The organism is Actinotignum schaalii FB123-CNA-2 (assembly GCF_000411135.1).
In the GTDB taxonomy this organism is placed as follows: Bacteria; Actinomycetota; Actinomycetes; order Actinomycetales; family Actinomycetaceae; genus Actinotignum; species Actinotignum schaalii_A.
Genome location: NZ_KE150263.1, coordinates 227,808 through 254,651, shown reverse-complemented (window position 1 = coordinate 254,651; position 26,844 = coordinate 227,808). Strand labels below are relative to the sequence as shown.

23 protein-coding genes and 1 tRNA gene are annotated in these 26,844 nt (G+C 61.0%); 18 read left to right on the top strand and 6 right to left on the bottom strand.

The genetic code is table 11. From position 1 onward, the window contains the following. Nucleotide 1 precedes the first annotated feature (1 nt). The 3 genes from rnc to HMPREF9237_RS06330 all read left to right on the top strand — a co-directional run bounded on the left by rnc (nucleotide 2) and on the right by HMPREF9237_RS06330 (nucleotide 2,411). A complete protein-coding gene (gene rnc / locus HMPREF9237_RS06340; RefSeq protein ID WP_016442911.1) occupies nucleotides 2-793 on the top strand; it encodes a ribonuclease III in 792 nt (263 codons plus the stop codon). 6 nt (nucleotides 794-799) lie between these two features. Continuing rightward, nucleotides 800-1,717 carry a bifunctional DNA-formamidopyrimidine glycosylase/DNA-(apurinic or apyrimidinic site) lyase gene (mutM, locus tag HMPREF9237_RS06335; RefSeq protein ID WP_016442910.1) on the top strand — a complete coding sequence of 306 codons (918 nt, stop codon included), beginning with the start codon at nucleotides 800-802 and terminating at the stop codon, nucleotides 1,715-1,717. 76 nt (nucleotides 1,718-1,793) lie between these two features. After that, the gene (locus HMPREF9237_RS06330) at nucleotides 1,794-2,411 is read left to right on the top strand and encodes a response regulator (protein WP_039899046.1); all 618 of its coding nucleotides are present in this window, start codon (nucleotides 1,794-1,796) and stop codon (nucleotides 2,409-2,411) included. A 100-nt stretch (nucleotides 2,412-2,511) separates the two neighbouring features. On the opposite strand, the gene HMPREF9237_RS06325 is transcribed toward HMPREF9237_RS06330, so the two are convergent. The 5 genes from HMPREF9237_RS06325 to HMPREF9237_RS06305 form a co-directional block, all read right to left on the bottom strand. Then, a complete protein-coding gene (locus HMPREF9237_RS06325; RefSeq protein WP_016442908.1) occupies nucleotides 2,512-4,200 on the bottom strand; it encodes a GAF domain-containing sensor histidine kinase in 1,689 nt (562 codons plus the stop codon). Nucleotides 4,201-4,202: 2 nt separating this feature from the next. Beyond that, a complete protein-coding gene (gene cydC / locus HMPREF9237_RS06320) occupies nucleotides 4,203-5,963 on the bottom strand; it encodes a thiol reductant ABC exporter subunit CydC (protein WP_016442907.1) in 1,761 nt (586 codons plus the stop codon). Continuing rightward, nucleotides 5,960-7,720, bottom strand: coding sequence for a thiol reductant ABC exporter subunit CydD (gene cydD / locus HMPREF9237_RS06315; protein WP_016442906.1), 1,761 nt, complete (start codon nucleotides 7,718-7,720; stop codon nucleotides 5,960-5,962). Before cydD ends, cydC begins: the two co-directional genes overlap by 4 nt. Nucleotides 7,721-7,923: 203 nt before the next feature. Continuing rightward, complete coding sequence (cydB, locus tag HMPREF9237_RS06310) at nucleotides 7,924-9,051, bottom strand: cytochrome d ubiquinol oxidase subunit II (RefSeq protein ID WP_016442905.1); 1,128 nt, start codon at nucleotides 9,049-9,051, stop codon at nucleotides 7,924-7,926. Between the two features lie 9 nt (nucleotides 9,052-9,060). Beyond that, nucleotides 9,061-10,566 (bottom strand): cytochrome ubiquinol oxidase subunit I, encoded by a 1,506-nt coding sequence (locus HMPREF9237_RS06305; RefSeq protein WP_039899041.1) that lies wholly within the window; start codon nucleotides 10,564-10,566, stop codon nucleotides 9,061-9,063. A gap of 497 nt (nucleotides 10,567-11,063) precedes the next feature. On the opposite strand from HMPREF9237_RS06305, the gene HMPREF9237_RS06300 reads away from it, so the two are divergent. The 6 genes from HMPREF9237_RS06300 to HMPREF9237_RS06275 all read left to right on the top strand — a co-directional run bounded on the left by HMPREF9237_RS06300 (nucleotide 11,064) and on the right by HMPREF9237_RS06275 (nucleotide 18,674). Next, a complete protein-coding gene (locus HMPREF9237_RS06300) occupies nucleotides 11,064-13,529 on the top strand; it encodes an Rne/Rng family ribonuclease (RefSeq protein WP_016442903.1) in 2,466 nt (821 codons plus the stop codon). Between the two features lie 190 nt (nucleotides 13,530-13,719). Continuing rightward, nucleotides 13,720-14,025, top strand: coding sequence for a 50S ribosomal protein L21 (gene rplU, locus HMPREF9237_RS06295; protein WP_016442902.1), 306 nt, complete (start codon nucleotides 13,720-13,722; stop codon nucleotides 14,023-14,025). A gap of 48 nt (nucleotides 14,026-14,073) precedes the next feature. Next, entirely contained in the window at nucleotides 14,074-14,328 is a 255-nt protein-coding gene (gene rpmA, locus HMPREF9237_RS06290; protein WP_016442901.1) for a 50S ribosomal protein L27, read from the top strand. Between the two features lie 180 nt (nucleotides 14,329-14,508). Next, entirely contained in the window at nucleotides 14,509-16,044 is a 1,536-nt protein-coding gene (gene obgE, locus HMPREF9237_RS06285; protein WP_016442900.1) for a GTPase ObgE, read from the top strand. 45 nt (nucleotides 16,045-16,089) lie between these two features. Further along, entirely contained in the window at nucleotides 16,090-17,205 is a 1,116-nt protein-coding gene (gene proB, locus HMPREF9237_RS06280; protein WP_016442899.1) for a glutamate 5-kinase, read from the top strand. A 575-nt stretch (nucleotides 17,206-17,780) separates the two neighbouring features. Continuing rightward, nucleotides 17,781-18,674, top strand: coding sequence for a hypothetical protein (locus HMPREF9237_RS06275; protein WP_016442897.1), 894 nt, complete (start codon nucleotides 17,781-17,783; stop codon nucleotides 18,672-18,674). Nucleotides 18,675-18,749: 75 nt separating this feature from the next. On the opposite strand, the gene trxA is transcribed toward HMPREF9237_RS06275, so the two are convergent. Then, complete coding sequence (trxA, locus tag HMPREF9237_RS06270; RefSeq protein WP_016442896.1) at nucleotides 18,750-19,133, bottom strand: thioredoxin; 384 nt, start codon at nucleotides 19,131-19,133, stop codon at nucleotides 18,750-18,752. A 168-nt stretch (nucleotides 19,134-19,301) separates the two neighbouring features. Between trxA and HMPREF9237_RS06265 the strand changes: the two genes are divergently transcribed. The 9 genes from HMPREF9237_RS06265 to HMPREF9237_RS06225 all read left to right on the top strand — a co-directional run bounded on the left by HMPREF9237_RS06265 (nucleotide 19,302) and on the right by HMPREF9237_RS06225 (nucleotide 26,592). Then, nucleotides 19,302-20,564 (top strand): glutamate-5-semialdehyde dehydrogenase, encoded by a 1,263-nt coding sequence (locus tag HMPREF9237_RS06265; RefSeq protein WP_016442895.1) that lies wholly within the window; start codon nucleotides 19,302-19,304, stop codon nucleotides 20,562-20,564. Further along, a complete protein-coding gene (nadD, locus tag HMPREF9237_RS06260) occupies nucleotides 20,554-21,252 on the top strand; it encodes a nicotinate-nucleotide adenylyltransferase (protein ID WP_016442894.1) in 699 nt (232 codons plus the stop codon). The genes HMPREF9237_RS06265 and nadD overlap by 11 nt, the downstream gene beginning before the upstream one ends. Continuing rightward, nucleotides 21,249-22,082 carry a hypothetical protein gene (locus HMPREF9237_RS06255; protein ID WP_016442893.1) on the top strand — a complete coding sequence of 278 codons (834 nt, stop codon included), beginning with the start codon at nucleotides 21,249-21,251 and terminating at the stop codon, nucleotides 22,080-22,082. Before nadD ends, HMPREF9237_RS06255 begins: the two co-directional genes overlap by 4 nt. After that, nucleotides 22,079-22,540 (top strand): ribosome silencing factor, encoded by a 462-nt coding sequence (rsfS, locus tag HMPREF9237_RS06250; protein WP_016442892.1) that lies wholly within the window; start codon nucleotides 22,079-22,081, stop codon nucleotides 22,538-22,540. Before HMPREF9237_RS06255 ends, rsfS begins: the two co-directional genes overlap by 4 nt. Then, nucleotides 22,537-23,196 (top strand): histidine phosphatase family protein, encoded by a 660-nt coding sequence (locus HMPREF9237_RS06245; protein ID WP_016442891.1) that lies wholly within the window; start codon nucleotides 22,537-22,539, stop codon nucleotides 23,194-23,196. The genes rsfS and HMPREF9237_RS06245 overlap by 4 nt, the downstream gene beginning before the upstream one ends. A 91-nt stretch (nucleotides 23,197-23,287) precedes the next feature. Further along, nucleotides 23,288-23,363 (top strand) — tRNA-Ala (locus HMPREF9237_RS06240). 399 nt (nucleotides 23,364-23,762) lie between these two features. Continuing rightward, nucleotides 23,763-24,059, top strand: coding sequence for a hypothetical protein (locus HMPREF9237_RS09760; protein WP_016442890.1), 297 nt, complete (start codon nucleotides 23,763-23,765; stop codon nucleotides 24,057-24,059). Between the two features lie 252 nt (nucleotides 24,060-24,311). Next, the gene (locus HMPREF9237_RS06230; protein WP_016442888.1) at nucleotides 24,312-25,166 is read left to right on the top strand and encodes an HAD family hydrolase; all 855 of its coding nucleotides are present in this window, start codon (nucleotides 24,312-24,314) and stop codon (nucleotides 25,164-25,166) included. A 76-nt stretch (nucleotides 25,167-25,242) separates the two neighbouring features. Beyond that, the gene (locus tag HMPREF9237_RS06225; RefSeq protein ID WP_039898878.1) at nucleotides 25,243-26,592 is read left to right on the top strand and encodes an NAD(P)/FAD-dependent oxidoreductase; all 1,350 of its coding nucleotides are present in this window, start codon (nucleotides 25,243-25,245) and stop codon (nucleotides 26,590-26,592) included. Nucleotides 26,593-26,844: the final 252 nt, after the last annotated feature.

Sequence of the window (26,844 nt, the reverse complement as noted above, 5' to 3'; positions counted from 1 at the left end):
CATGGCCTATCGTGAATTAGTGGAACAGTGGGGAATCGACCTGCCTCGGCCCTTGCTGCGCCGCGCCCTTACCCATCGCAGCTTCGCTTTCGAGCACGACGAACCCCATAACGAACGCCTGGAATTCCTGGGTGATTCCATTCTGGGCCTCATCATCGCGGAGAAAGTATTCCGGGAATACCCCGATGCTTCCGAAGGCGATATGTCCCAAATGAAAACCTACGCGGTGTCCGAGAAGGCCTTGGCCGATGTGGCGCGGCGGATCAATCTGGGTGATGCCCTGCGCCTGGGCCGCGGTGAGGACCGTTCGGGCGGGCGTAATAAGGATTCCATCCTCTCCGATACCGTGGAAGCCCTCATTGCCGCGACTTATCTGGAACACGGAATGGAACCAACCCGTGAGATCGTGGACCGGCTCCTCGATTCCAAGATCAAGGACGCCTCGGTGCTGGGCCCCAACCTCGACTGGCAAACGAGTTTCGAAGAGCTTGCGCACGGCCTGGGCTGGGAAGGCACCATAGAGTTCGAGTTGAGCTCCACCGGTCCCGACCACGCGCGAGTATTCACCGCGGTGGCCTCCATGGCCGGGCGCGAATGGGGGAGCGGCGAAGGAAGCTCACAGAAGAATGCGCGCCATGCCGCCGCCGAAGCCTCCTACCGGATTCTCGCCGATCTGATCGAGAAGGGTGAGGTACAGCCGGCAGCTGCGAACACTGGGAACAATGGAGTAGGCGGGAACGACGGCGCAGCCTCTGGAGCGGGTGCACCTGCCACGGCCAGCGCGGCTCAGTAGGTTGGCGTGCCCGAACTTCCCGAAGTTGAATCAATCCGACGCGGACTCGCTGAACACCTGATGGGCCGGCGCATCCTCACCGCACAGGCTTTCGGTACCCGCGTGATCCGCCGGGCCCCGCGGGGCCTCGCCCCGGTGGTGGGGCGCACCGTGCGGGCAGTGGTACGGCGCGGGAAATTCCTCTGGTGCGATATGGGGGAGGATCTGGCCCTCCTCGCCCACCTGGGCATGTCCGGGCAGTTCCGGATAGATGAACCGAGCGGGAGCGAAGGTGCCGGCGGAGAAGAACGGGCCGGCGGCAGTGACAACTTCGGCGGCAAACGCCGCCATCTGCGGGCCCGCTTCGCGCTTGATAACGGCCGTGTCCTCGACTTCGTGGACCAGCGTACTTTCGGCTACCTGGCGCCGGTCGCTTTCCAGGCCACCGCTGATGGCCAGCCGGGCGGTGCGGGGTCCAAGCGCGCCGTCGTACCCGCGCCCGTGGCGCATATTGCCCGCGACCTGCTCGATCCTTACCTGGACGAAACCGCACTACTCGAAATTCTCGGCACCACCCGGCGCGCGATGAAACGCGTGCTCCTCGACCAGAATATCGTCTCCGGAATCGGAAATATTTATGCCGATGAAATGCTTTACCGGGCTCGTATTCACCCCGAAGCCACGGCGCTCACGAACCGCGCGGCGCGGGAGCTGCTGCACGCCGGGCGGGAGGTACTCCAAGCTGCGCTGGCCGCCGGCGGCACATCTTTTGATCGCCTGTACGTGCATGTCAACGGCGAGAGCGGCTATTTTGAGAGGTCTTTGCAGGCCTACGGGCGGGCTGGGCAGCCCTGCGAGCGCTGCGGAACTCCCTTGCAGAAAATTATCCTCGGCGGGCGTTCCACCACGCTGTGCCCGGTATGTCAAGTCGCTCCAATTGGGTAGAATAAGGGCGGATTATTGACCGATGATGGCGATGCAAACAAAGGAGGGCCGGCGCGTGGCACAAAATATTCGCGTCATGATTATTGATGATCATGAAGTGGTACGGCGGGGAATCATTGAGGTGGTTGACCGTTCGGAGGGCCTCGAGGTGGTTGCCGAAGCCGGATGCGTAGAAGAAGCGGTACGGCGCGGCGGCCTGGTGCTCCCCGATGTTGCGCTGGTAGACCTGCGGCTCCCGGACGGCACCGGAATCGATATTATTAATCAGTTCCAGGAGGTCAGCCCGGATACCAAGTGCATCGTCCTCACCTCTTTTGATGACGACGACGCCCTCTCTGAATCCCTCAACGCCGGCGCGAAAGCGTACCTCTTGAAGTCGGTGCGCGGGGCGGAGATTTCGGACAATATCAAGGCCGTGGCCGAAGGGCGCGTTCTTCTCGACGAACGCACGGTCTCACGGCGGCGCGCCGATCATGATGATCCCACCGCGGATCTCACCCCCTCGGAACGTAATGTTCTTGAGCTGATCGGGGATGGGCTATCCAACCGGGAAATCGGCGAGCAGCTCGGGGTGGCGGAAAAAACGGTGAAGAACCACATCACCTCGCTGCTCTCCAAGATGGGCTTGCAGCGGCGTACCCAGGTTGCCGCATGGGTTGCCGGCCAGCGTGCCACCGGGTGGCGTAACCAGTAGCTGTGCTTGTTGCTGGGGATTGGGCTGTTGATCGGCTGAAGCTCCGGTGTGTTACCTGTTGAGCTATTGAGCCTTTGGCCCGGTCACTCGGGTTAGCTGCTTAGGCGTCGATGAGGGCCCGCCAGCGCACTACTATACCGCTCTCGCTGCCCGGGGCAATGGAGAAGGTACCGTGGTGGCGCCGGGCTCGGGCGGCCAGATTAGATAGCCCTGAACGCCGGCTCAATTCGCCAATGCCTACGCCATCATCGGCAACTTCCACACTAATATCACGGTCGGTAACGGTAACCGTGACGGTGATGGTATGGGCGTGGGCGTGGCGCACCGCATTGGAGAGGCATTCGCGCACCACGGCGATCACGTCGTCGCTAATATCCGAACCGATGGCATCATCAATCTCGGTGTGGGTGCCGCTATCAATATCTTCGCCGCGCACGCTAATACGCAGGCTCGGGGTGAAACCGAGCTGTGCCGTCACGGAGCTCACCTCGCGGCGCAGGCGTGAGACCACCGGAACCGAGGTATCCGGACCGCGCAGCGAGTAAATAATCTGGCGGATCTGCGCCACGGATTCATCAATCGATTCGATGGCGTTATCGAGGGTGTCGAGCACATTATCGGCCACCGCATCCTCGGTGGCGAGATCATCACGCAACGCAGACAGGCGCATCCCGGAAGCGAAGAGCTGCTGGATCGCGAAATCGTGCAGATCGCGCGAAATACGGGAGCGTTCTTCCAGCTGCGCAGATTGGGCTTGTACGTAGCGCGCGTCGGCCAGCTCCAGAGCGAGGGCTGCTTGATTCGCCACGCTTTCCGCCATCGTCAAATCGACCATGTCGAATTCTGCTCGCCCGCGCACCCGAGCCAGAATGATAACGCCGCGCGCGGTATCCCCGCCGGCCATCGGCGCGTAAAGAAGCGGGCCGAAACGGCCGAGTGGATTATTGGGGGAAGGTGGCGCGGTGCTTGTATCAATAATGCGGCCGAGCCCGCTTTGGGCCACCGCCCGCGCCCGGGAATCCCGCCCGAACGTGGTGCCCACCAGGTCCTGCCCGACCTCGCCCGCCACAAATTCACAGGCCCAGGTATCAGCCACCGAGGGGAGAATAATAAGGGCCAAATCGGCATCCGCAACCCGCCGCATTTCGGTGGCGATGAGCTGGAGCGCTTCCTCTTCATCGCTTCCTTGCAGCAGCGCAATAGTGATGCGCCGCGAGGCGGAGAGCCATTGCGCACGGGAATTCGATTCCTCGTACAGGCGTGCATTTTCGACGGCGATGGTAGCGGCGCGCGCCAAAAGCGCGATGAGGTTGATATCTGCTTCGCTGAAAGATCCGGGTTTATTGAAGAAGATGACTCGGGCGAGCACCCGATTCCCGGTCATGAGGCGTGAGGTGAGGAAATTTGTGATACCCGGGCCGTAGAGTCCATCCCGGTGGCTGGCAGCGGTCAGGGGAGTGCTTCCCGCGGCAGGTTCCGGGGTGATGCCGCTTGCATCATGCACGGCACTGACTGCCTCGGCACGATCCCACATGATGGTATCTTCGGTGCCCAGGGATTCAAGATCACGATCCAGGCTGGTGGGGGTGAGGCTGGCAGCTGCGGGGAGTGGCTGGCCCAGGGTGACGATGCTTGTCACCTTTTCCGCCGAATTGAACATGAGAACGGCGGCGCTAGACGCCCCGGTTAATTTCAATCCGGCGCCGGCCAAATTTTCGAGCACCTGGGTGCGATCCAGGCGCGCGGTCAACGCGAGCGCATTGAAAATAACCGTTGTGGTATCCAGCATCCTTATTCCTGTTTCGCCGCCCATGCGTACGAGGCGAGCCTTTCGGTGAGCTCCTCGTGGGTGCCGCGCGCGCTCACGTGGGCGATACCACCGTCGGCACGGGTTATCACAATAACCTCGTCGGCGGCATCAAGGGGCGTGAGCCGGTGCGTCACCAAGATAATAGTACGCGGATCGGCGCTATTCTTACCGGCCCGAAGCAAATCGCGGATAAGCTCATCGGCGGTTTCCGGGTCGAGGTGCTCGCCGGGTTCATCCAAGAGTAGGAATTCCGCATCGGAGGCTAGCGCCCGGGCAAGGAGCAGGCGCCGTCGTTCTCCACCCGAGATCGTGGCGGCATCTTCTCCCAGCAGAGTATGAACCCCGCGCGGGAGCTGGGTGAGCCAGGTGCCCAGGCCCGCGCGTACCAGCAGTTCCACGGCCTCTCTTTCGGTGACCGAGGGGCGCGCCACCCGCAGGTTCTCTAGCACGGTGGTTTCAAAAACGTGGGCGTCTTCCGCCGTGAGGGTGAGGGTGCGGGAGACGGTGCGCCGATCCAGGGTGGAGACTTCGTGTCCGTCCAGGCGGACCGAGCCGGCATGCGGGCGCAGCATTCCCGCCAGGGTATAAAGCAGGGTGGATTTCCCAATCCCCGAATGTCCCACGATGGCAACGGAGGAGCCGCGTTCTACGTGCAGCTCAAAAGGCCCGGCCACGTCCGGCCCACCCGGCCACCCAATAATGAGGTCGGTAGCATGCAAGCCACGCTCGTGCCGCGGTGCCGGGGCTTCCGGTTCCTCACTGCGCTGGGCGCGGTCGAGGAGCTCGAGGATACGCTGGGCAGCCTTGGCGGAACGTACCAGTTGGATGGCTGCCTCTCCCAGCCCTTGAGTGGCTTCGAAAGCGGCGAGCGGGGTGAGGACGCAGACCGCCAGCGCGGTGGCGGAAAGCGTGCCGGCATCCAGGGCCCGGCTCCCGATAAGAATCGCACCCACCACGGCGATACCCATAGCAAGGGTATCCAGGGCGATAGCGAGGGCCTGGGGGCGGGCCGCGGCATCACGGTGCCGGAAGATCCGCTGTTCGGTGGCTTCCTGCACCTCTTCCATGGCGTCCACTCGCCCGGCTACCCGCAGCTCGGCGGCCGAATCAAGCATGGTCAGCGCGGTTGCGGAAATCTCGGTTTCGTCACGCACCTGCGCTTCTTCGGCGATACGCCCCCCGCGCATGGCCAGATAGGGCGCAAGAATCCCGGAAATAAGGAGGCAGCCGGCCAGCAGCAGGCCGATGGGTGGGCATAGAATCCCCACGATGAGGCAGGAGACGAGGCAGACAATACCGGCAACAGCTCCGGGCTGGACCGCTTTAACGACGACGTCACCGACCGAATCGACATCGCGTCCGGTGCGGGCGAGCAAGTCACCGCGGCGCACCGAGGTCACTACGTCGGTAGGGGAATCAGCCAGCGTCGCGTAGACGGCGGTACGCAAATTAGACATTCCGTAGAGGGTGACCCGGTGCGAGAAAATTCGATTGACGTAGCGCAGCAGTGCTTTGGACACCCCGAAGAAACGCACCGAGGTGGTGGCCACGCCGAGGGCGAGGACCGGCGGCATTTGGGAAGCCCGGGTAATAAGCCAGGCGGAGACAGCTGCCAGGGCCACCGAACTGCTCAGTCCGGCAGCACCCGCCGCAACGGAACCCCAGAATCCGCCCTTATCCACGCGCAGGAGGCGCAAGGCACGGAGGAGAGCACGGCGTTCATCTTGAGGGAAAGTACTCACTTGGTCACCTCGGTTGTCTGGGAGTTGGCGGGCGCGGGGACGGAAGGCGCGGGCGCCGATGGAGTGGCGGCGGGTTCCGGGACCGACCGCGCGGTGCCGGAAGATGTGGCAGCTGGCTGCGCCGTCGTCGATACGACATCAATAACCGCATCGGCAAGGTCGAGGAGCGCGGTGCGGTGCGCGATAACGATAACGGTGCGTCCCTGCGCCCGTAGATGCGCAACGGATTCGACGACGCGCCGTTCGCTGCGCGCATCCAGGTGCGCGGAAGGCTCGTCGAGGAGCACGAGGGGGCGCTCGGAAACCAGGGCGCGAGTGAGGGCAAGGCGCTGCCGCTGACCCACGGAGAGGCCCACGCCGCCCTGACCGATAAAGGTATTCCAGCCTTCGGGAAGTTCTGCGATGACTTCGTCAAAACCGGCGAGGGCCGCGGCCCGTTCCAGGGCTGGGCCCGGGGCAACCCCAATATTTTCCGCCACGGTTCCCGGCACGATCACCGGGCGTTGGGAAACCCAGGACACCTGCTTCCACAAGCTTTCTTGGCGGATATTTTCGAGCGGGGTGGTGCTGATATGCACGGTTCCGCTATCGGGGGTAATGAAGCGGAGGAGCACATTCGCCGTCGTCGTTTTTCCGGAACCGGAAGCCCCCCGCAATGCCGTGACGCGCCCGGGAAGAATCTCCGCGTTCAGCTGCGCGGGCGCGATGGTATCGCGGCCCGGCGCAAGAACCGAGAGATCGCGGATCACGATAGGGGAGCTGGCTAGATCAGGGCACTCAACCGTGCCGTCTTCCACCGGGAGGGGCTGCTCAAGTAGGTCAAAGACCTGGGCGGAGGCGGCCACTCCGTTGGAGGAGGCATGGAATTGGGTGCCCACTTCCCGCAGGGGTTTGAACACTTCCGGGGTCAGCATAATAATCGTCAAGCCGGTGAAAAGGGAGACATTTCCGGCCACCATGCGCAGGCCCACCTCGACCGCGACGAGGGCGGTGGATAGCGTGGCGAGGAATTCCAGCACCGCGCCGGAGAGGAAAGCGATGTACAGGGTTTGGAGTGTTTTCTTGGCGTAGTCATCCCCGAGGTGCTTGACGCGGCGGGCCGGCCCTTCTTCGCGCCCGAGTGCTTTGAGGGTGCTCAGACCGCCCAAAAGGTCGAGGAGCTGCTGGCCCAGGCGCTGCATGGAGGCGAGCCGCTCATTGGAGAATGCCTGGGTCATCCGCCCGATAAGGATCATGAAAATAGGGATGAGCGGGATACAGGCCACGATGGCGATAGCACTCACCCAATCAAGGAACAGGATAACAACGAGGGCGAAAGGGGTGACGGTGCAGGTGAGAATGAGCTGGGGGAGGAATTTGACGAAATAGGGTTCCAAGTCATCCAGCCCGGAGGTGACCAGGGTGACCGTGGTGGAGGTGTTCCCTGCGGCGAGCCAGCGATCACCCAGGTCGCCGGCCCGGCGTAGCACCCGGGCGCGCAGATTAGCGATGGTGCGCAGCGCGGCGCGGTGGCCGTAGGACTCGCGAATATAGATAAGAATGCTGCGGGCAGTAAAGGCCGCTGCGACCCCGAATACCGGCCAGCCGATGTCACGGAAGGTGAGATCGCCGTCTGCGACCGGCGCAACGGAGGCGGCAATAAAGAAACATTGCGCTAGCACGAGGGCTGTTTCCAGAAAACCAACACCACCGAGCAAGGCAACGTAGCGACGCGCCGTGGGCGCAAATTTCATAAGTCGAGAATCAACGGGCTTCATTCTTCTCCTTGCACACTGCTGTCATGGTAGCCCGTCCCTGAGTATGACACGGGAGCACCGCGTTTAACCGCGTACCACCACCCCGTAGTGGAGTCACGTCATACTTCAGGGCCCCAGGATCCGAGAGTGCGGATGGGAGGCTGCCGTATGAGGGAGGCCGCGCGCACGGTGCGTGCGCGCGGCCTCCTGATCTCACGTGCTACTTAGCGAATCTCGAACTCGCGGATCTTCTTCGGTTCCAATCCCACGGGTTCCTCGGGAATTTGCCCGGCGTCAATGCGCTTGCGGAACACGGAGTATGCCCACACCGTGTAACCGAGGACGATCGGAACGAAAATAAGTGCCGCGATGGTCATGATGGTTTGCGTTGGCGCGGTGGCCGAGGCTTGCGCGATCGTGAGGGAGTAAGCCTCGTTGATCGACGATTTCATGACATAGGGAACCATCATCGCAAAGATGGTGGACACCGCCGCGGCAATGGCCGCGAAGTGCAGCCCGAAGGCGAGAATCTCCCGGTTAGCCCACGTGGCTGCCACGGTGGCGATAAGGAGCACCGCGCAGATAGCCAGCGGGATAATCGCCAGGACTTGCGAGCTGTACACGAAGTAGGCCCACAGAGCCCAAACCGCGGTAATCGCGGTGGAGATCACGGTGGTGCGCTTCGCCAAGTTAATGGAACGCAGCTGGAGTTCACCGGCCGTCTTAATCGAGAGCCACAGCGCGCCGTGGCTGAAGAAGAGCGAGAGGGTGACCAACCCGCCCAGGACGGTGAAAGGCGTGAGCAGCGAGAAGAACCCGCCGGTCAGGTAATGGTGGTTATCCGCGAGGGCTTCCCACGTCACCGCATCGGGCGCCACGGCCACGAACTCACCGGAGGAGTAGTTGCCCACCTCGATTTTCATCCCGGCCACGAGGTTGGCGAAAGCCACCCCGAAGAGGATCGATACGATCCACGACACGATGCAGTGCAGGGTGTCCCAGGTATTACGCCAGCGCTCGGTGCGGATCATCTTGCGCCATTCGAGGGCGCAGATGCGGATAATAAGGCAGACGAGCACGAGGACGAGGGCGATGTACATGCCCGAGAACATGGTGGCGTACCATTCTGGGAACGCCGCGAAAGTAGCACCACCCGCGGTGAGCAGCCACACTTCGTTGCCGTCCCAGTGGGGGCCGATCGAATTGATCATGGCGCGACGTTCGCGTTCGTTACGCGCAAAGGTTTTGAGGAACATCCCAACGCCGTAGCCGAAGCCCTCCAGGGCCAGGAAACCAATCCACAGGACCGCTACGAGGATGAACCACAGAGTCATCAAAAATGTTTGTTCCATGAGGTCCTCCTAGTAAACGAAATTCGGGGTAGATTTCGCATCGTATTCGACGACCTTCTTGTGGGTATTGATACCCTCGCGCAGGTAGCGGCCCAGAAGCCAGATCCACACCACGCCGAGTGCCGAGTAGAGCACCGTGAAGATGGTCAGGGAGAAGGCGACGCTGCCACCGTTGACGGAATGGGAAACACCCAGGTCCGTCATGAGTAGGACGCCATCAATTTGAGTCGGGTAAACGATCCACGGCTGGCGCCCGATTTCGGTGAGGATCCAGCCCGCGGAATTCGCCACGAATTGCAGCGGGATCATCCACAGCCAGAACTTGCCCCAGCGTTCCGAGCGCATAATGCGATCCCCGCGCAGCACCCACAGTCCGAGGACCGCGATGAGGAGATCCAGCATCCCCACTCCCACCATGACGCGGAAGGAGTAGTAGGAGGCCAGAACGTTCGGAGTGACCTGCTGGTTTTCGAAAGCGGTATCGAACTTCTCCACGAGCTCCGCGTTGACGTTCTCCATCTGGTGGATGCGGTCACGCACGCGCTCATTGGCTTCGCTAATGGATTCCAGGCGCGAATCAGGACCGGACCAGTGGTTGGTCATCATGAAGGATTCCAGGCCGGGAATCGGAACGTAGATCGAGGTAGCATCCTCGCAGCTATTACCCCACATAACAAGGGAAAGCTTGGCGTTTTCTTCGCCCTGGCACACGCCCATCATGGCCGCGGCCTTGGGGGGCTGGATGACGCCGAGGTGCTGACCCATGTAGTGACCGGACAGGGCGGCAATAATCGCGGCGACCAGGGTGACCTTGAGGCCGAGCTTAGCGGTGGGTTTCCAGTATTCGCGCGCTTCGACTTCGTTGCCGGAGAGGCGAATAGAGCGTGCCATCCACCAGAAAGCGAAGCCGGCCACCAGTACGCCGGCCAGCGTAAACGCAGCGCCTAAGGTGTGGAGGAAGGTGAGCACCCAGGTGGTATTGGCGAAGAGACCAAGGAAGCCTGCCATGCCGTCCAGCTCCGCGCGCCCGGTTTCCGGGTTGAAGACCGCGCCGTGCGGATCTTGCATGAAGGAGTTGGCCGCCAAAATCCACGCCGCGGAAATCACGGTACCCATGGAGAAGAGCCAGATGGTCAGGTTGTGCATCTTGGGGGAGAGACGGCCCTTGCCGAAGATCCACAATCCGAGGAACGTGGACTCCAGGAAGAACGCCAGGAGGGCCTCGAAAGCGAGCGGGGCACCGAAGATGTCACCGACGAAACGCGAGTACTCCGACCAGTTCAAACCGAACTGGAATTCCTGCACGATACCGGTGGCAACGCCGAGCGCGAAGTTGATGAGCAGGATCTTGCCGAAGAAATCGGTGATCCGCTGCCACTTCGGATCGCCCGTTTTGCGGGCCTTAGTTTGCATATACGCCACGATGACAGACAGACCAATGGTCAGGGGCACCTGAAGCCAGTGGTAGACGGTTGTAATACCGAACTGCCATCGCGCAAGGGTGATCGGATCCACCTTTTCACCTTTCCGATGTGTAACACGTGTGATCGCGCGTGGATCGCCGCGGTGGTCCCGTAGCAGCGCGATCAAATTTTTCACCCTCGATCCTACTCATCCGCGCGGCAATAAGAGGTATCGAACACGAGGGACTTTTGTCCGGCCCGGCGCTCATGTGCCATCTGGCACACAGGTTAGCGACACCTCTCAAAAAATAGGGACGAAAGTCCCGGGCGGGTCTGTGTGGTGGTGATTGCAGGCCCCGGCAGGCGCTCGGCGTTGCGGAGATTTCGGGAACCTCCCAGCGCCAGTCCAGTACTCCTCATGTAGAATCGGTATCAGTGTACCGGGCGCTACCGTATCGCCCCGGTGGTTCGAGGCTGTGAAGAACCTGGCCGGCAGATGATGAGCGCCGGATATGCCCTCGAACGTGAATATGCTTGCGCGGCGTCGGCCGCAATGGTGATAGGTCCGCACGGGATACGGGGTGCGCGCCTGTCGGGAAGTGTAGACGAATGGCGAAAGAAGCCACCGCGTCGGAGCACGGCACCGTGAGTGCGGCTGCGGCGAGTCCGTTTTTCATTCCGGTACCTGAAGAAGAGGCGGTGGAAATTCCACGCTTCCGTATTAATACGGATATTCCACTCTTCCAGGAACCCGACGCCGCCAATGCTATCCGGGTCACCTACCTCGTTGATGACGATTCCTCCAGCGGCGCAGATTCCGATTCTGGCGATAGTTCCTCCCGGCGCACCCGGCGGCGCGAACGCGGCGAGCATGATTCTTCCGCTCGCGCGCCGCGAGGTTCCCAGAACGACGACGCCGCCCCTGAAGAAAGCGACCACGCGGAAACGGATGAAACTTCGGTAGCGCCCATCCGGAGGCGCCGTCGTAGCCTTTCGTCCGACGATGAAGTGGCAGCGCCCAAGGGCTCCACTCGCTTGGCTGCCAAGCGGGCTCGGCGCCGCGAGAATCGCGAGGGATCGGCACGCCGGCGCGGCTCCATTACGGAAGTGGAATACCTGGCTCGGCGCGAGTCGGTGAAGCGCGACATGATCGTGCGTGAACGTGACGGTCTCAACCAGATCGCGGTGCTCGAAGATGATGTACTCGTGGAACACTACGTGGCGCGCCATACTCAGATTTCCATGGTCGGCAATGTGTACCTAGGGCGGGTGCAAAATGTGCTGCCCTCGATGGAAGCCGCTTTTGTGGATATCGGTAAGGGGCGCAACGCGGTCCTGTACGCCGGGGAAGTGGATTGGAAGGCTGCCGGGGTTACGGGAAAGAATCGCCGGATTGAGCAGGCGCTCAAGTCCGGGGATACGGTGCTGGTGCAGGTCACCAAGGATCCTATTGGCCATAAGGGTGCGCGGCTCACCAGCCAGGTCACCCTCGCCGGGCGCCACCTGGTCCTTGTTCCCGGCGGGGATATGACCGGCATTTCGCGTAAGCTTCCCGATTCGGAACGTTCGCGCCTCAAGAAGCTTCTTAAAGAAATTGTGCCGGAAGATCATGGCGTTATTGTGCGCACCGCCGCCGAAGGTGCTACCGCGGAGCAACTCAAGAATGACGTGGAGCGCCTGACCAAGAGCTGGAAGGAAATCCAGCGCAAGGCCAAGGTCGCGAAAACTGCGCCGCAGGTCCTCAAGAGCGAACCGGAACTGGCTGTACGAGTGGTGCGCGATATCTTTAACGAAGATTTCGACTCTCTGCGCGTGCAGGGTGATGATGCCTGGGAGACGATCTCCACTTACGTGGAAGAACTATCTCCCGAACTGATGGACCGGGTGAGCCGCTGGGATGATTCGCGCGATATCTTCGAGGCCTACCGCGTGGAAGAACAGCTCGCCAAGGCTTTTGATCGCAAGGTGTGGCTACCCTCGGGGGGTACTCTCGTTATTGACCGTACCGAAGCCATGACGGTGGTGGACGTCAATACCGGGAAATTCACCGGATCGGGCGGCTCGCTCGAAGAAACGGTGACCCGTAATAATCTGGAAGCGGCCGAAGAAATCGTGCGGCAATTGCGGCTGCGCGATATCGGCGGGATCGTGGTTATCGACTTTATCGATATGGTCCTGGAATCCAACCGTGACCTTGTGCTGCGCAGGCTTATCGAGTGTTTGGGGCGGGATCGCACCCGCCACCAGGTAGCGGAAGTAACCTCCCTCGGTCTGGTGCAGATGACCCGTAAGCGCGTGGGGCAGGGACTCGTGGAGGCATTCTCGACCGTCTGTGAAGCCTGCGAAGGGCGCGGCTACATCATTCACGACCACCCGGTAGAGGAAAACGAAGAATCCCACGCGCCCCGCAAGCGTAAGAATCGGCGGGAGGCTTCGGCGCCGCAGCGCGAGGCGGCTGTTCAAATGATGAATTCCATCGCCGCTGCGGGCCATGCCGACTCCCAGCAGAAGGATGGCCAGGATAAAGATAAGCCCCAGGATTCAGAGGCCCCGAAGCTGGAAACGGTTGAGAAGCCCGCGGAAACCCCGAAACCGGCGAAATCTGAAAAACTGGACAAGCCCGCGAAAGTCGCGAAAGCCGCGAAGGGTGATAAGCAGGAGAAGTCGGAAAAGCCGGCTACCCGGCGTCGTCGTAGCTCGCGAACCGCACCGGCGGCCGCAGATACTTCGGGCACCGGAACGAAGGACACGAAGGGTACTACCGCGGGGCAGGAACGCGCCGCGGCCGCAGCCACGGGCACCGTACGCGCCGGAAGTAGCACCGCGGGCACAGGCACCGCGCGGAAGACTGGCATGGTGGTTTCCTCCGGCGTGGTGAGCCCGACGCACACGGCCGTTTCTGCTAGTTCCCACGCAAAGACGGTGTCGCCGTCGTCCGCTATCCATACCGGATCGCGTGAGGCAGCTAACGGAACCAGCGGGGGCACCAAGCGGCGCGCCGTGGTCTCATCGGGTCCCATTTCCACCGGAAACGGGGCGGGGGTTCTGAGTTTCCCGGCCAATTCCCAAGGGTAGTTCGGAGCGGGCACAGCGCTACAACCGGGAGGTACGTGGCGCATCCCATAGCGACACGGCCGGTCTCATGCGCTGTCTCACTTGTAAGAAAGCGGGTCGACACAGTAAAGTAGATGGTCGGTGCTTAGGCACTCAGTCGTTTAAGTGCGCTGTCCAGCGCGAAAAGTAGCCGTAATCAACAGGAGCAAACGTGGTGTACGCGATCGTCAAGGCCGGGGGCCGTCAGGAAAAGGTTTCTGTCGGAACCGTCGTGGTTGTTGACAGGATGGAAGGTGAAGTCGGCGATACCGTCGAACTCGAACCCATCATGCTCGTTGACGGGGATAAGATCACCACGGCTGCCGATGGCATTTCGGCGAAGGTTACCGCGGAAATTGTGCGCGATGAAAAGGGACCGAAGATCTCCATCATCAAGTTCAAGAACAAGACGGGTTACCGGAAGCGCCAGGGGCATCGTCAGCCCCTGACCCGCCTCAAGGTCACCGGCATCCAATAGGATCTGCCGCGTCAGCAGCTAGTTTTGAGATAGTAAGAAGGTAGACAGATGGCACATAAGAAGGGCGCCTCTTCCTCGCGCAACGGGCGCGACTCCAATGCCCAGCGCCTCGGGGTGAAGCGGTACGGCGGTCAGGTAGTATCCGCCGGTGAAATTCTCGTTCGCCAGCGTGGCACGAAGTTCCATCCGGGTAATAACGTCGGGCGCGGCAAGGATGATACCCTGTTCGCTACCGCAGCCGGAACGGTCCAGTTCGGTACCCGTCGCGACCGCAAGGTTGTCGACGTCGTGACCCAGGCTTAAGGCGGAGCGGCCCGAGCGCCGCACGCACCTATGATGAGGGGTGGGGGATTGAACCTCCACCCCGTCATTCGTTAACGCGGGCTCGGTGCGCGAGTACCGGCTACGCAGACGTCCATCTACTCGCGGCGGTTAAGCCGCCGCGGTGACGCGTCAGCACTACAGAAAAAGGGGAGGGCATACGTGGCCTCGTTCGTCGATAAGGTGACCTTGCACTTGCGCGCCGGCAACGGTGGAAATGGATGCGTTTCGGTGCGTCGGGAAAAGTACAAGCCTCTCGGGGGGCCCGACGGCGCCAATGGCGGCCATGGGGGTTCCATCATTTTTGAGGTGGATTCCCAAGAATCTACCCTCATGGACTACCACCACACCCCGCACCGTAGCGCGGAAAACGGCCAGCCCGGAGCCGGTGATAACCAGCGGGGCAAGAACGGCGCGGATCTGGTGCTCAAGGTTCCGGCGGGGACGGTCGTGAAAAACAGCGAGGGCGACGTGCTTGCGGATCTCGTGAGCCCCGGGGATTCTTTCGAGGTAGCACGCGGGGGAGTAGGCGGACTCGGAAATGCGGCCCTCGCTTCTCCGCGCCGCAAGGCACCCGGTTTCGCTCTACTCGGGGAAGCCGGCGAAGAACTCGATGTTGTTCTCGAATTGAAATCGGTGGCTGATGTTGCCCTGGTGGGCTTCCCCTCCGCCGGGAAATCCTCTCTCATCGCGGCTATGTCCGCTGCTCGCCCGAAAATTGCCGATTATCCGTTCACCACTCTTGTTCCGAACCTCGGTGTGGTGACCGCTGGCGAGGAGCGCTACACCATTGCCGATGTTCCCGGCCTCATTCCCGGGGCTTCGGAAGGGCGCGGGCTCGGGCTGGAGTTTTTACGTCATATTGAGCGCTGCGCTGTTATTGCGCACGTCATCGACTGCGCCACGCTAGAGCCGGGGCGGGATCCGCTCACGGACCTGGATACCCTCGAATACGAACTGGCCCGCTACGCGGCCAATATCCCGCCCACCGAAGGCCAGCTTCCTCTCACCGAACGCCCCCGCGTGGTGATTCTCAATAAAATTGATGTCCCGGATGCGCGGGAACTTGCCGAATTTGTGACCCCGGAGTTGCGCGACCGCGGCCTCGATGTTTTTTCTGTCTCCACCGCCAGCCACGAAGGGCTGCGTGAGCTCTCCTTCTACCTGGCCCGGGTGGTGCGCGAAGAAAAGGCGAATCGCGAGGTTGCTGAACCGGTGCGCCCGGTGCTACATCTGACGCGGGAACGCGATGATCGTTTCACTATCGTCAAGCGGCGCGACGGCATGCAGGAGTTCTGGAATGTGCGCGGGCGCCAGCCCGAACGCTGGGTGGGGCAAACGGACTTCGCCAATGATGAGGCGGTCGGGTACCTGGGGGAGCGGCTTCACCGGCTGGGCATCGAGGACGAGCTGGCTCGTTTGGGTGCGGTGCCAGGCGATATGGTGGTCATTGGCCCGCCGCAGACCGGTTTCGTTTTCGATTGGGAACCAACCGTTGCCGCCGTCGCTGAAATTTACGGGCCGCGCGGGCGCGATATCCGGGTGGAAGCCGAGCGCTCGCGCCCCACCCGCCGCGAAAAGCGCGCCGATTTTTACGAGCGCATGGATGCCAAAGAGGAAGCCCGGCAGGAATTGCGTTCCGAACGGGAGGCCGGCATATGGACGGATCCGCAGGCAGGGACCCCGGAAGGGGACTAAACTATCCTGCGGTGTCCCGAACCATCAGATAAGAAAGAGTGACTCGTGTCCGGTACCTCATCCACCTCGCTGACCCGGCGTGACTGCCTTGAGAACTCCCGTCGAATAGTCATTAAAGTGGGATCCTCCTCCTTGACGGGGCCGGACGGTGCCCTGCACCAGGAAACCCTCGATCTTCTTGTCAACACCATTGCGGACGTGCACGCCCGCGGGGTGGATGTGGTGCTGGTATCCTCCGGCGCGGTGGCGGCCGGTATCGGGCCGCTCAAGCTGGGCCGTCCGCGTTCCCTGCGGGAAAAGCAGGCCGCGGCCATGGTGGGCCAGTCCCGCCTCATGGCTGCGTACGAGGAACGCTTTGAAGCGCATGGCATTAGCGTGGGCCAGGTGCTCCTCACCGCCTCTGATGTCACGAACCGGCGCCACTACGCCAATGCGCTTACGGCGATGCGTACGCTTTTGCGTTTGCGGGTGGTTCCGATTGTTAATGAGAACGACGCCGTTGCCACTGACGAATTGCGCTTCGGTGATAATGACCGGCTGGCCGCACTGACCGCCCACCTTGTGGGTGCCGGCACTCTTATTTTGCTCACGGATGTGGATGGCCTGTATACCAAGCCCCCCAGCGAAGCGGGCGCCACCCGCATTGCGGAGGTGACCGGCGAGGAAGACCTCGCCGGACTGCGGATTACCGGGCGGGGTTCGGCGGTCGGAACCGGGGGAATGCGCACCAAGGTGGCGGCGGCCGAATTGGCAACCTCGGGTGGCGTCGGCGTGATTCTCACCCACGTTGATAATGTGCAGCGGGCCGTGGCCGGGGAGAATGTGGGAACCTGGTTCGTGCCGAGCAAACGGCATGTGTCCGCGCGGGGGCGCTGGATGGAATTCGCGGCGCGGGCCCGGGGGCGGGTTACATTGGACGACGGCGCCGTTGCGGCGGTCACGGGCAATCACGCATCTTTGCTCCCGGTGGGAGTCATCGGGGTCTCGGGCCGTTTTGCGGCCGGGGATATCGTGGAACTTTGTGATGGGCACGGAGAAGTTATTGCCCGGGGTCTGAGTGCCTATAGCGTGGAAGAACTGATCGAGCTGGTGGGAAGCACCGGGGCGCGCGGCAAGAAGCCGGTGGTGCACGCCAATGACATCGTGCTCTTGGGCTCCTAACTGGTCACGCCGTTAGCATCACCTGTCCCAGGTGCGGGTGCACCGCCTTTGGCGTGTGCCGGTCGAGCGTGCTTCAATGGCATCCGCACAGGAACGCTGCGGCGTGCACAAATCTGTGTTACGTCTTACTTTACGGACCTGTAACTACGGGAAACGTGCATAATTTTGCACTAGCTGTGCAGGGTGGTATTTTTATTCGCCCAGGTTGTAGCGCTGACACCCGAGAGTTTAGCGAAGTATTGCATCACCTTGATCGAATAGTAATCACGATAAATGAATAGTGATATGCGCAAAAAACCCTCGTGTTTGTCTTGCCTATTGGACAATAAAGATCTAGCGTTATCGCAAGTGCTTATATAGCACCCTCGCAATCGCTCGGAATACCCGAGCCGACGAAGAACGGAGAATTCGATGTCGCAGTTTGTCACGCTCCAGGGCCTCACCTCCAGCATGTGCGCGGACTATCGAATTACCATGGCGCATTGGCGCCGCTGGCATCACCACTTTATGAGCGCGCGCCTTCTTGCGCCTGCCAGTGCCCCCTCTGCCCGTCTTCGTCCCGATAGTGAGTACTAATGACCATCCAATTGACCACCCTGTGCACCACCACGAATGAGGAAGTTTTAAGAGAAACATTTTTAGGAGTCGATCTCTCGGCGCTCGGCGGCGGGGAGAATCTTTGCGGCGACGGCGCAGCTGCGCGCCCAGCCCACGGGGCTTCCATCGCGCACCTGGCCTCCTGCGCGGATGCGGCCTGGAAAGGCGGACTTGATTTCGTCCAGTTTTCCGGGGAATTCGTACTTCCCGGTGCCCGCGTCGCCTCCGCGATGGAAACGGCAAGCCGCCTAGGTCCACGTGCCCGCGGTGATATCGCGGTAGAAGTACCCGCCACGGCCCAGGCTTTACGGGAAGCGGTGGCCAGAACCCAGCAGGACTCCAGCGATACCCCGGCTCTGGTAAGTCTTCCGATCACCCCGGCTACCGACCTCGCGGCCCTGCGCAGCGACGTGGAAAATGCTATTGCGGCCGGGGTACGCCTCATGCCGCACGTGCGCGCTGAAGATGTCCCGAATCTGAATCTGCGGGCAATCTGCGGTATTTCCCCGATGATGCGCCTCTCCGCGCCCGATGCGCACCGCGCCCGCGAAGCCCGTTTCGCTTTGAGGGCGGCGGCAGAAGAATACGATACCGACCTGCAGGTCCTCCTCGACATGACCGTCATTATTTCGGCTACCCGCACCGCTGCTCGCGAACGCCTCTTCCTGGTGCAGGCCCTGGGCGGTCCGGATTTCACCCGCAGCGCTCACGTGGTGGGAACGGTCTACGATGTTGCGGATACCACCGAGTCCTGGCTGGGGATGGGTGCGGCAGATGGCATCATCTACCGGCCTACCTCCATCCGCACCGATTTAGCTTCGCTGGTGCGCGGAGTACTTCCGGTGCTTTTCGGGCGCGCTGAAATTTCCTAATTTTTCTGGGGAGTAATGAGGGGCGAACTGGTTGATTCCAGTTCGCCCCTCGGTGCTTGGCGGAAAGTCGGTAGCTTATTCAGCCTGTTGTGCGGATTCCTCAGCTTCGTGAGCGGCGAGACGGGCGCGAATCTCGTCCATATCCAGCTCCTTGACCTGGCCGATCAGATCCTCGAGCGGACCGGCCGGCAGCGCCCCGGCCTGCTCAAAGACGCGGATACCATCGCGGAAAGCCATAATGGTCGGAATCGCCTGAATCTGGAAATGCGCCGCGAGCTCCGGGCTATCCTCGGTGCTTACCTTCCCGAAGGTGATATCGGGGTGCTTTTCGGAAGCCTTTTCGTAAATCGGGCTGAATGCACGGCAGGGTCCGCACCAGCTCGCCCAGAAGTCCAGCAGCACGATGCCTTCGTGTACGGTCTCGTTGAAGTTCTCAGTGGTGACAGTAACGGTTGCCATGGTTCTCCTCAAATTTGTTGGAAATCTCGCTACCTGCAACGCGGGGGCGGGCGGCGCTATTCCCATGAGATTGCCCGAATATATATGAGTGCTCCTCATTCCCGCTCGCTGTTCCTCTTCGGTGTTCCTATTCGGTAACGGGGGCCTTTCTGGCCTAAAGTAGAGACTATGACCGCAACGTTAACCGAGGGCGTGGCCGAGGTAGCCCGCCGCGCGCGCCAGGCTGCGCGTTCTTTGCGCGGGGCGCAGACCACGTCGAAAAATGATGCTCTTTGCCGTATCGCCGCAATTTTGCGTAGGGAAACCGCTCGTATCGTGGCGGCAAATGCGCAGGATGTGGCCCGGGAACAGGGTCGGCTTTCCCCGGGAATGATTGATCGCCTCCTCCTCACCGAAGAACGCATCGAGGGCATTGCCCAGGCGGTAGAACACGTGGTGGGCTTGGCTGACCCGGTTGGCGAAGTGATCCGCGGTTCGCGCTCGGCTCACGGCATGCGTTTGCGCCAGGTGCGGGTTCCCATGGGCGTGATTGGCATGATTTATGAGGCCCGCCCCAATGTAACGGTCGATGCTGCCACCCTGGCCCTCAAAGCGGGTTCCGCGGTGATACTGCGCGGGGGGAGTGCTGCTATACGCACCAACGAGGTGCTGGTCGAGCTCATGCGGCAAGCGGTAGCGGAGGCCGGCTTCCCGGCCGACTGCGTGCAGACCATTGATGCTTTCGGGCGCGAAGGCACCGTAGAACTCATGAAATTGCGCGGCCTGGTAGATCTTATTATTCCGCGCGGAGGCGCAGGTCTGATCCAGACGGTCGTGCGCGAATCCTTAGTTCCCGCCATCGAAACCGGGGTGGGCAATAATCACGTGTACGTGGATGCCAGCGCCGATGTGGAGCGGGCTAGCGCCGTCGTCGTTAATTCCAAAACGCATCGGACAAGCGTGTGCAATGCGGCCGAAACGCTTCTTGTCCACGCGGATATCGCACCGGACTTCATGCCTCGGATTTTGCGTGAACTTCATGAGCGCGGTGTGATCTTGCATTGCGATGCCGCGGCCCAGCGTTTCGCCGGGGATGTTCCCACCCAGCTCGCCACGCAAGAAGATTGGGAAACTGAATATTTGGCCCCGGAGATGGCCGTGGCGGTTGTTCCCGATATCGAGGCGGCGCTCGCGCATATTGCCCGCTATTCAAGCGGTCATACCGAAGCTATCGTGGCCGAAAATCAGCGTGCCATTAATCGTTTCATCGATGAGGTGGATTGCGCCGCCATTATGGTGAATGCTTCGACGCGTTTCACGGACGGTGGCGAATTTGGGCTCGGCGCGGAAATTGGTATCTCCACTCAAAAACTGCATGCGCGCGGACCTATGGGACTGGAAGAAATGACCACGACGACGTGGATTGCAGAGGGCGAGGGGCATGTCCGATAAATCCGATAAAGACGAACCGGTGCAAATTCCTTTCGACGAACGCAAGCACCGGCGTCGGCGGATCGGGGTGATGGGTGGAACTTTCGATCCGATTCACCACGGACACCTGGTGGCCGCCTCGGAAGTGCAGCATCGTTTCGGGCTGGACGAGGTGGTTTTCGTGCCCACCGGCCGCCCCGCTTTCAAACAGGGCCAGCACGTAAGCCCGGCCGAACATCGCTACCTCATGGCTGTTATTGCCACCGCGTCGAATACCCGCTTTACGGTATCGCGGGTGGATATTGAGCGGCGCGGCCTGACGTACACCGTGGATACCCTGCGGGATTTGCGTGAGGTCTACCCGGATGCGGATCTGTACTTCATTACCGGAGCAGATGTTATTCCGGAGATTTTGCGCTGGAAGAACGCCGAGGAACTGTGGGGGATGGCCCGCTTTATCGGCGTCACGCGCCCCGGGCACACGATTGATGTTTCCGCGCTGCCCAAACACGCCGTGGAAATTGTGGAGGTTCCTGCCATGGCGATCTCCTCGACGGATGTGCGCGAACGGGTGCAAGCTCACGCACCCATTTGGTATTTGGTGCCCGAAGGCGTGGTGCAGCACATTAGAAAATACAAACTTTATGCCCAGCGCGAGGCACCGGGTAAGCTTGATCAAGGACGGTCGTACCGAGAGGAGAAGAAATGAGCGAGGGCGGGCGGCGCCTCACACGCAGCGAGATGCGCGAGCGCGGACTCTTGAAACCTCTCGAAGAAGGCGAGGCTTCGCCGGTGGAAGAATTGCGGCGCACCCGGGATATTCCGGTGGTGCGAGCAACGCGGCGGCGGGCTATTCTTGCCGAGCGTGCCGAAGCAGCTGAGGAGGTAGAAGCCACCGCGCAGCCCGCGGTAGCGACGCCCGATCCCGGTGCGGTGTTGGATGCCGGTACGGTTTCGGTTCCCGATCCGGTGCCTTCCCCGGCCCCGACGGGTGAGCGTATCTCAGTTTTCGACCGTTTCGAAGCCGATACTCAAGCACGTATCGGTGAAGATGACCACTCGCTCGTGCCCCCGCTTACGGCCTCCGCACCAGCGGCCGCGCCCGAACCTGCTCTGGAAGCCGAGGCCGCGCCCGAGTTTTCCGAAGGTGGTAGCTTGCGGGAGCGTTTGCTGGCCCGCACCCAAAACGATGCTTTGCGTGCCTCCGGTGCGCAGGGTGATGCAGCGCCAGAAGTAGAAGAGGCCGGGAACGACGCCGCAGCGGCGTTGTCGCCCGCTTCCGTTTCCGCGGCGCAGCCGGACCTGCATGCCACGGACCCGCTTACCCCGGATCCGCTCGCGCACGAGTATGTGGACGAGGATGAACTCGAAGATGAGTCCTCGCCGCGCCGTTGGACGGTGACTATGCTTCTCCTCATTGCGGTGAGCGTCGTGCTCGGCCTGGTCATTGGCTTCTTCTTCTTGCAGCATGGCGCGCAGGCCGCGTCCTTTGAATATGTAACCCCCGGTATTATCCCCGACATCAAGGAGATCTTGTGACAGCTTCGGATCGTGCGATAGAGCTCGCCCGTATTGGAGCCGCGGCAGCGGCGGAGGTGAAAGCGACATCGATTGAAGCTCTCGATGTTGGTGAGCGTTTCGCCATTTCCGATGTTTTCCTCATCATTTCCGGTGATTCGGAACCGAAAGTGCGCGCCATCGTGGATCGCGTGGAGGAAAAACTCGATGAGGCCGGCGGGCAGCGTTTGCGCCGCGAGGGACTCACTTTCGACCCGCGGTGGGTGCTCCTCGATTACGGGGAACTCATTGTGCATATCCAACGCGATGAGGACCGCGCTGATTACGCCCTCGCGCGTTTGTGGGCTGATTGCCCGCACGTGGATCTTCAGCTCGATGATGAGGCGGTTATCGCCGGGGATCCGGCGCCTGTAACGCCGGAGGTTGCCTCGGAATCACGGGACCCCGAGACGGCCGGTTCCGCTGAGGCGCATGCATGACGGCAGATCGCATCCTGCTCTGGCGCCACGGCCAAACTGATTACAACCTGGCTTGGCGCATCCAGGGCTCCACAGATATTCCCCTCAATGCGGTCGGGCTCGGTCAGGCTCGCTACGTGGCCCCCCACATCGCTGCTGCCGGCCCGGCGCATTTTGTGGCATCCCCGCTGCAACGGGCCTATGCCACCGCACTTGAGGCTGCCCGTCTAGTTGATCGTGAAGTGGCAACTGATGCGCGGTTACAAGAACGCTGTTTCGGGCAGTTCGAAGGCTTGACCCGCACTGAGATCGCGGAGCGCTATCCGCGTGAATTTGCACAGTGGCGCGCGGGGGAGGAGCCCGTGGGCGTCGGGGTAGAAACGAAGGAACATGTTGGCGCGCGCGTGGCCGCGGCCATTACCGAGGCCAGCGAAGGTATGGATGGGGGCCTGCTGGTTGTGACCGCGCACGGCGCGGCGATTACCTGCGGGCTCGGGGTGCTTCTCGGCTGCGGGGCTGATTGGCAGGGCCTGGGCGGCCTGGATAACTGCCACTGGGCTATGTTGCAGCGGCGTAAGAACGGGAATGTGCAGTGGCGCCTCACCGGCTTCAACCGTTTCCTCGCGGACGAGCACGATCCGGTGAAGAACTTTGAGGTGGAAGGGCCGGAAGGCTAGGCTCCCACCAGGAAGAATGCGATGCTCGACACAAAGTCGAGTTCTGATTTGCCAAGCGTTTCTTCTCCGACTAAAGTTCTATAAGTCGCTTGGGGCTATGGCGCAGTTGGTAGCGCGCTTCCATGGCATGGAAGAGGTCAGGGGTTCGAATCCCCTTAGCTCCACCAAATACACTGCTGGTGTTGATATATTTGGCAATCATGCAATAAAACCCCGGTCAATTCCTAATTTTCAGTTTTAGGTGTATCGGCCACGTTTTATGTCCATATATTTTTTAGACAGGGATTCTGGGAACTTTTGGGCCAGGGAGTCTGCCTGAGTTGATGGACGGGCCCCTAAGTGTCCATAGGCCTTGGAACAATAGAACCTCCACCGTGGCCGAAAGCAACACTGTGGTACCGAGTGAGAAGCTCTAGCATATGTGGCCCACAACGTCTCTCATCTGTACGCAGAGACACTACTTCTCGTATCCTAAGAAAAATCAAGGTAGACGTAACCCCGGCGATTCAGCCGAAGCTGGTGATCGTTCCGGGGTCTTCGCCACCAGTTTACCGTGGGAGGAAAGGATGTCAACGTTAGCAGGTACGTGGGATCGGGCCGTTATGTTGCATTTGCTCTCCGAGGAACGTATGGGCACCTATCTGATAGCCACTAACGGTAATGTAGATGATGCTTTTGGCCTCTATGAACGCAACATTCGCATTGCCTCTGCCCTACAAAGGGTGACTGCGATGGTGGAAGTCGTGGTACGTAACGCTATGGATGCCCTCATTGCAATACGCTTTCCCGAACGGACACAAAGATATCTGGACACGACAGAAACAGGTCTCAGCAATGCTGGGCAATATGACGTTTATCCGTAACCGCGCGGCGCACCTCGAGCCGGTTTTTCGGCGTAACGTCGCTAAAGACATCACGGAAGCTAGACATCTTATGCACTGGGTGAACCCAGAAGCACTGCTGTGGTTTGATGACACGCTGAATATTGATGATGTAATAAGCCGCTAGAGTCACATCAATCTGCCATCGTGGAACCTACACGTCAAAAAGAGCTGACACAATTATTGAGGAAGTTACTGACTCGGGTTCCAGAGCGAGAGGAAAGCGACACCTAGATGCCACGAGTACGCCATCGGTTGGGAGTGCTGAGCTCCGGTGGGAACATCACCTTTGCGCAACGCGAATTCACTCGCCCTACGAACGTGCTATTCGACGTCGACGGCACTCTTACCGATGCCAGTTCGCGGGTGCTCCCGGAAAATATCCGGGCACTCCAGCAACTCCACGCTGCCGGCATTCCCATTACCCTGGCCACCGGGCGAATCATTGCCGGGGCTGCCGATATCCTCGCGGAGGCGGGCGTTCCCGGATGGGTGGTGGCCGAAGGCGGTTCCATCGTCTGGGACGGGCACACGGTAGTGCGCCGTCATCCGCTCGGCGCTGCGACCTATGCGCGTGCGGTCCGATTCGCGGAGGAACACCGGCTCGGGATGGTTGTTAATGGCGAAGAAGGCGTCGTCGTGCAAAGCTTTGGGGCGCCCTTGTTTGAGGACGTTATTTGCAACGCTTCCGCGGGGCGGGAACCGCTCCGCGGCGACGTCGCCGCCCTTGCGGCCGATACCATAACGAAGCTCTCATTCTCCGGAACTGAAACCCAGCTGGACCGGCTGCAAGAACTCTGGCAGGCAGCTTTTCCCGGGGCGGTGCGCGGGCATGCTCATTTTGTTGATGTGGTTGCTCCGGGCGTGACCAAGTGGGAAGGAATAGAGCTGGCGCTGCGGGCGCGCGGCCTCGAAGCGGAACATACGCTGGGGGTGGGGGATTCCGCCAATGATATTCCCTGGATGCGGGAGATCGCGCTGAGCTACGCAATGCCGCAGGCCAGTGCCGAGACTCAGGCTGCCGCCCGGTGGATCCTCCCGGCGGGTCCGGCTCCTGTTGCCGATCTGGTTGCTGCGGTGCTGCGGTGATATTTGCCGAGTGTCACTATTTTGCGCTCACGCGAAGTATTGGAAAGTAGCTCACATATCCACTATGTTATGGGGTATGAGTCACAATATTAAAGGAAGTGCGCTACCGCATGTGGTCATCGTCGGAGGTGGCTTTGCCGGTATCCAAGCGGCACGTGGCCTTCGCCAGGCACCCGTGCGGGTAACGCTCATTGATAAAAATCCGTACACCACGTTCAAGCCGCTGCTTTTCCAAGTGGCTGCGGGCGCGCTCAACGCGGGGGATATTACCTACAACCTGCGTGCACTACGGAGCAAGCAAAAGAATCTGCGTTTTGTGCTCGGGGAACTCCAGCACGTGGATACCGGCAATAAGCTCATCGAGCTCGATGATGAGCGCACGATGTCTTATGACTATCTCGTCCTCGCCACCGGCGTGAGCGCAGCATACTTTGGTATTCAGGGAGCCGCGGAACACACCTTGCCGATGTACACGCGCGATGAAGCGCTTGCAGTCCGCGACCGGCTCTACGGGCTGCTGGACGGCATGGATGCGGTTGACAATCCCGGGCCTTTCCGGGTGGTTGTGTGCGGTGCGGGCCCCACCGGAGTGGAAACCGCCGGCGCTATTGCCGAACTACGCAATTTTGATTTTGAGACGTTGTACCCCGGCATTGATACCGAGCAGTGTGAGATCATCCTCGTGGATATGGCCCCCACGGTTCTCGGGCCTTTCGATGAGAAGAGCCGCAACGCCGCCCACCGCGCTCTTGAAGATCGCGGCGTCAAGGTGCTTCTCAACCAGGCCGTTTCCGCGGTGGAAGAGAATCGCATCCTGGTGAAGAACACCAAGACGGAAGAGGAACAGTGGATTGATGCTTCGCTGATCGTCTGGTCTTCCGGTGTGGGTGTTCCGCCCGAAGTCAAGGAATGGAACGTGCCGCAAGGGGCGCGGGGGCGTATCCAGGTGAACGAACACTTCCAGGTGGAAGGGGTCGACGGCGTTTTCGCTGCCGGCGACGTAGCTGTGAGCGGCGAACGCGGCCTACCGCAGCTGGCCCAGCCGGCTATCCAGGGCGGGCGGCATATCGCCAAGGTTATCTCCAATAACCTGGCGGGCAAGGAGACTGAGCCGTTCGACTACTTCGACAAGGGCACCATGGCCACCGTGGGCGTTGGTTTCGCGGTTACCGAAATTCCGCATCTGCCGGCTATTACCGGAAAGTTTTCCTGGCTTATGTGGAATGCCGTGCATATTCAGCAGCTCCAATCCGGGCGGGAAATGTTCGCGACTTTCACCAACCTTGTCTCGAAGTACTTCCTCTTCCCCAAGCGCCACGATGTCATCGTGGGCGATTTCCACCGCTTCTCGCGTCGGGCACGCCAGGGAATCGTGAGCGCCTCCCCGAAGCTGGATGCTCAAGAGCTCGAGAAAGCTGAAGCGTAGCGTGCCGGTGGCACCGCCAATAATGGTGGTGCCCACGCTGAACCGGAATGCGGCGGGCCCAGGGGTGGTTACCTCAAGATTTTCTGTCGTAACCTCATGCCATCATTCAGGTATGAATGAGATACTGCCAGAAGATGTCCAGGTAGCCCTATCCCTCGGCCCGCCGCCAGGTTCCGTGCTGGATCTGGCCTATTCGCGGTGGCCGCTTCGGATAGCTACCCTTAGTTGGTACCTACCCGCCTCCGGCGGGTA

Excerpts from the sequence above, each read along its gene's own strand:
- HMPREF9237_RS06230 (WP_016442888.1), top strand. The coding sequence starts at position 24,312 with ATGCCACGAGTACGCCATCGGTTGGGAGTGCTGAGCTCCGGTGGGAAC.
- HMPREF9237_RS06255 (WP_016442893.1), top strand. The coding sequence starts at position 21,249 with ATGAGCGAGGGCGGGCGGCGCCTCACACGCAGCGAGATGCGCGAGCGC.
- HMPREF9237_RS06275 (WP_016442897.1), top strand. The coding sequence starts at position 17,781 with ATGACCATCCAATTGACCACCCTGTGCACCACCACGAATGAGGAAGTT.
- cydD (WP_016442906.1), bottom strand. The coding sequence starts at position 7,720 with ATGAAGCCCGTTGATTCTCGACTTATGAAATTTGCGCCCACGGCGCGT.
- HMPREF9237_RS06325 (WP_016442908.1), bottom strand. The coding sequence starts at position 4,200 with ATGCTGGATACCACAACGGTTATTTTCAATGCGCTCGCGTTGACCGCG.
- HMPREF9237_RS06245 (WP_016442891.1), top strand. The coding sequence starts at position 22,537 with ATGACGGCAGATCGCATCCTGCTCTGGCGCCACGGCCAAACTGATTAC.
- rnc (WP_016442911.1), top strand. The coding sequence starts at position 2 with ATGGCCTATCGTGAATTAGTGGAACAGTGGGGAATCGACCTGCCTCGG.
- HMPREF9237_RS06300 (WP_016442903.1), top strand. The coding sequence starts at position 11,064 with ATGGCGAAAGAAGCCACCGCGTCGGAGCACGGCACCGTGAGTGCGGCT.
- nadD (WP_016442894.1), top strand. The coding sequence starts at position 20,554 with ATGTCCGATAAATCCGATAAAGACGAACCGGTGCAAATTCCTTTCGAC.
- HMPREF9237_RS06330 (WP_039899046.1), top strand. The coding sequence starts at position 1,794 with ATGATTATTGATGATCATGAAGTGGTACGGCGGGGAATCATTGAGGTG.
- cydB (WP_016442905.1), bottom strand. The coding sequence starts at position 9,051 with ATGGAACAAACATTTTTGATGACTCTGTGGTTCATCCTCGTAGCGGTC.
- HMPREF9237_RS06265 (WP_016442895.1), top strand. The coding sequence starts at position 19,302 with ATGACCGCAACGTTAACCGAGGGCGTGGCCGAGGTAGCCCGCCGCGCG.
- HMPREF9237_RS06225 (WP_039898878.1), top strand. The coding sequence starts at position 25,243 with ATGAGTCACAATATTAAAGGAAGTGCGCTACCGCATGTGGTCATCGTC.
- rpmA (WP_016442901.1), top strand. The coding sequence starts at position 14,074 with ATGGCACATAAGAAGGGCGCCTCTTCCTCGCGCAACGGGCGCGACTCC.
- HMPREF9237_RS09760 (WP_016442890.1), top strand. The coding sequence starts at position 23,763 with ATGTCAACGTTAGCAGGTACGTGGGATCGGGCCGTTATGTTGCATTTG.
- trxA (WP_016442896.1), bottom strand. The coding sequence starts at position 19,133 with ATGGCAACCGTTACTGTCACCACTGAGAACTTCAACGAGACCGTACAC.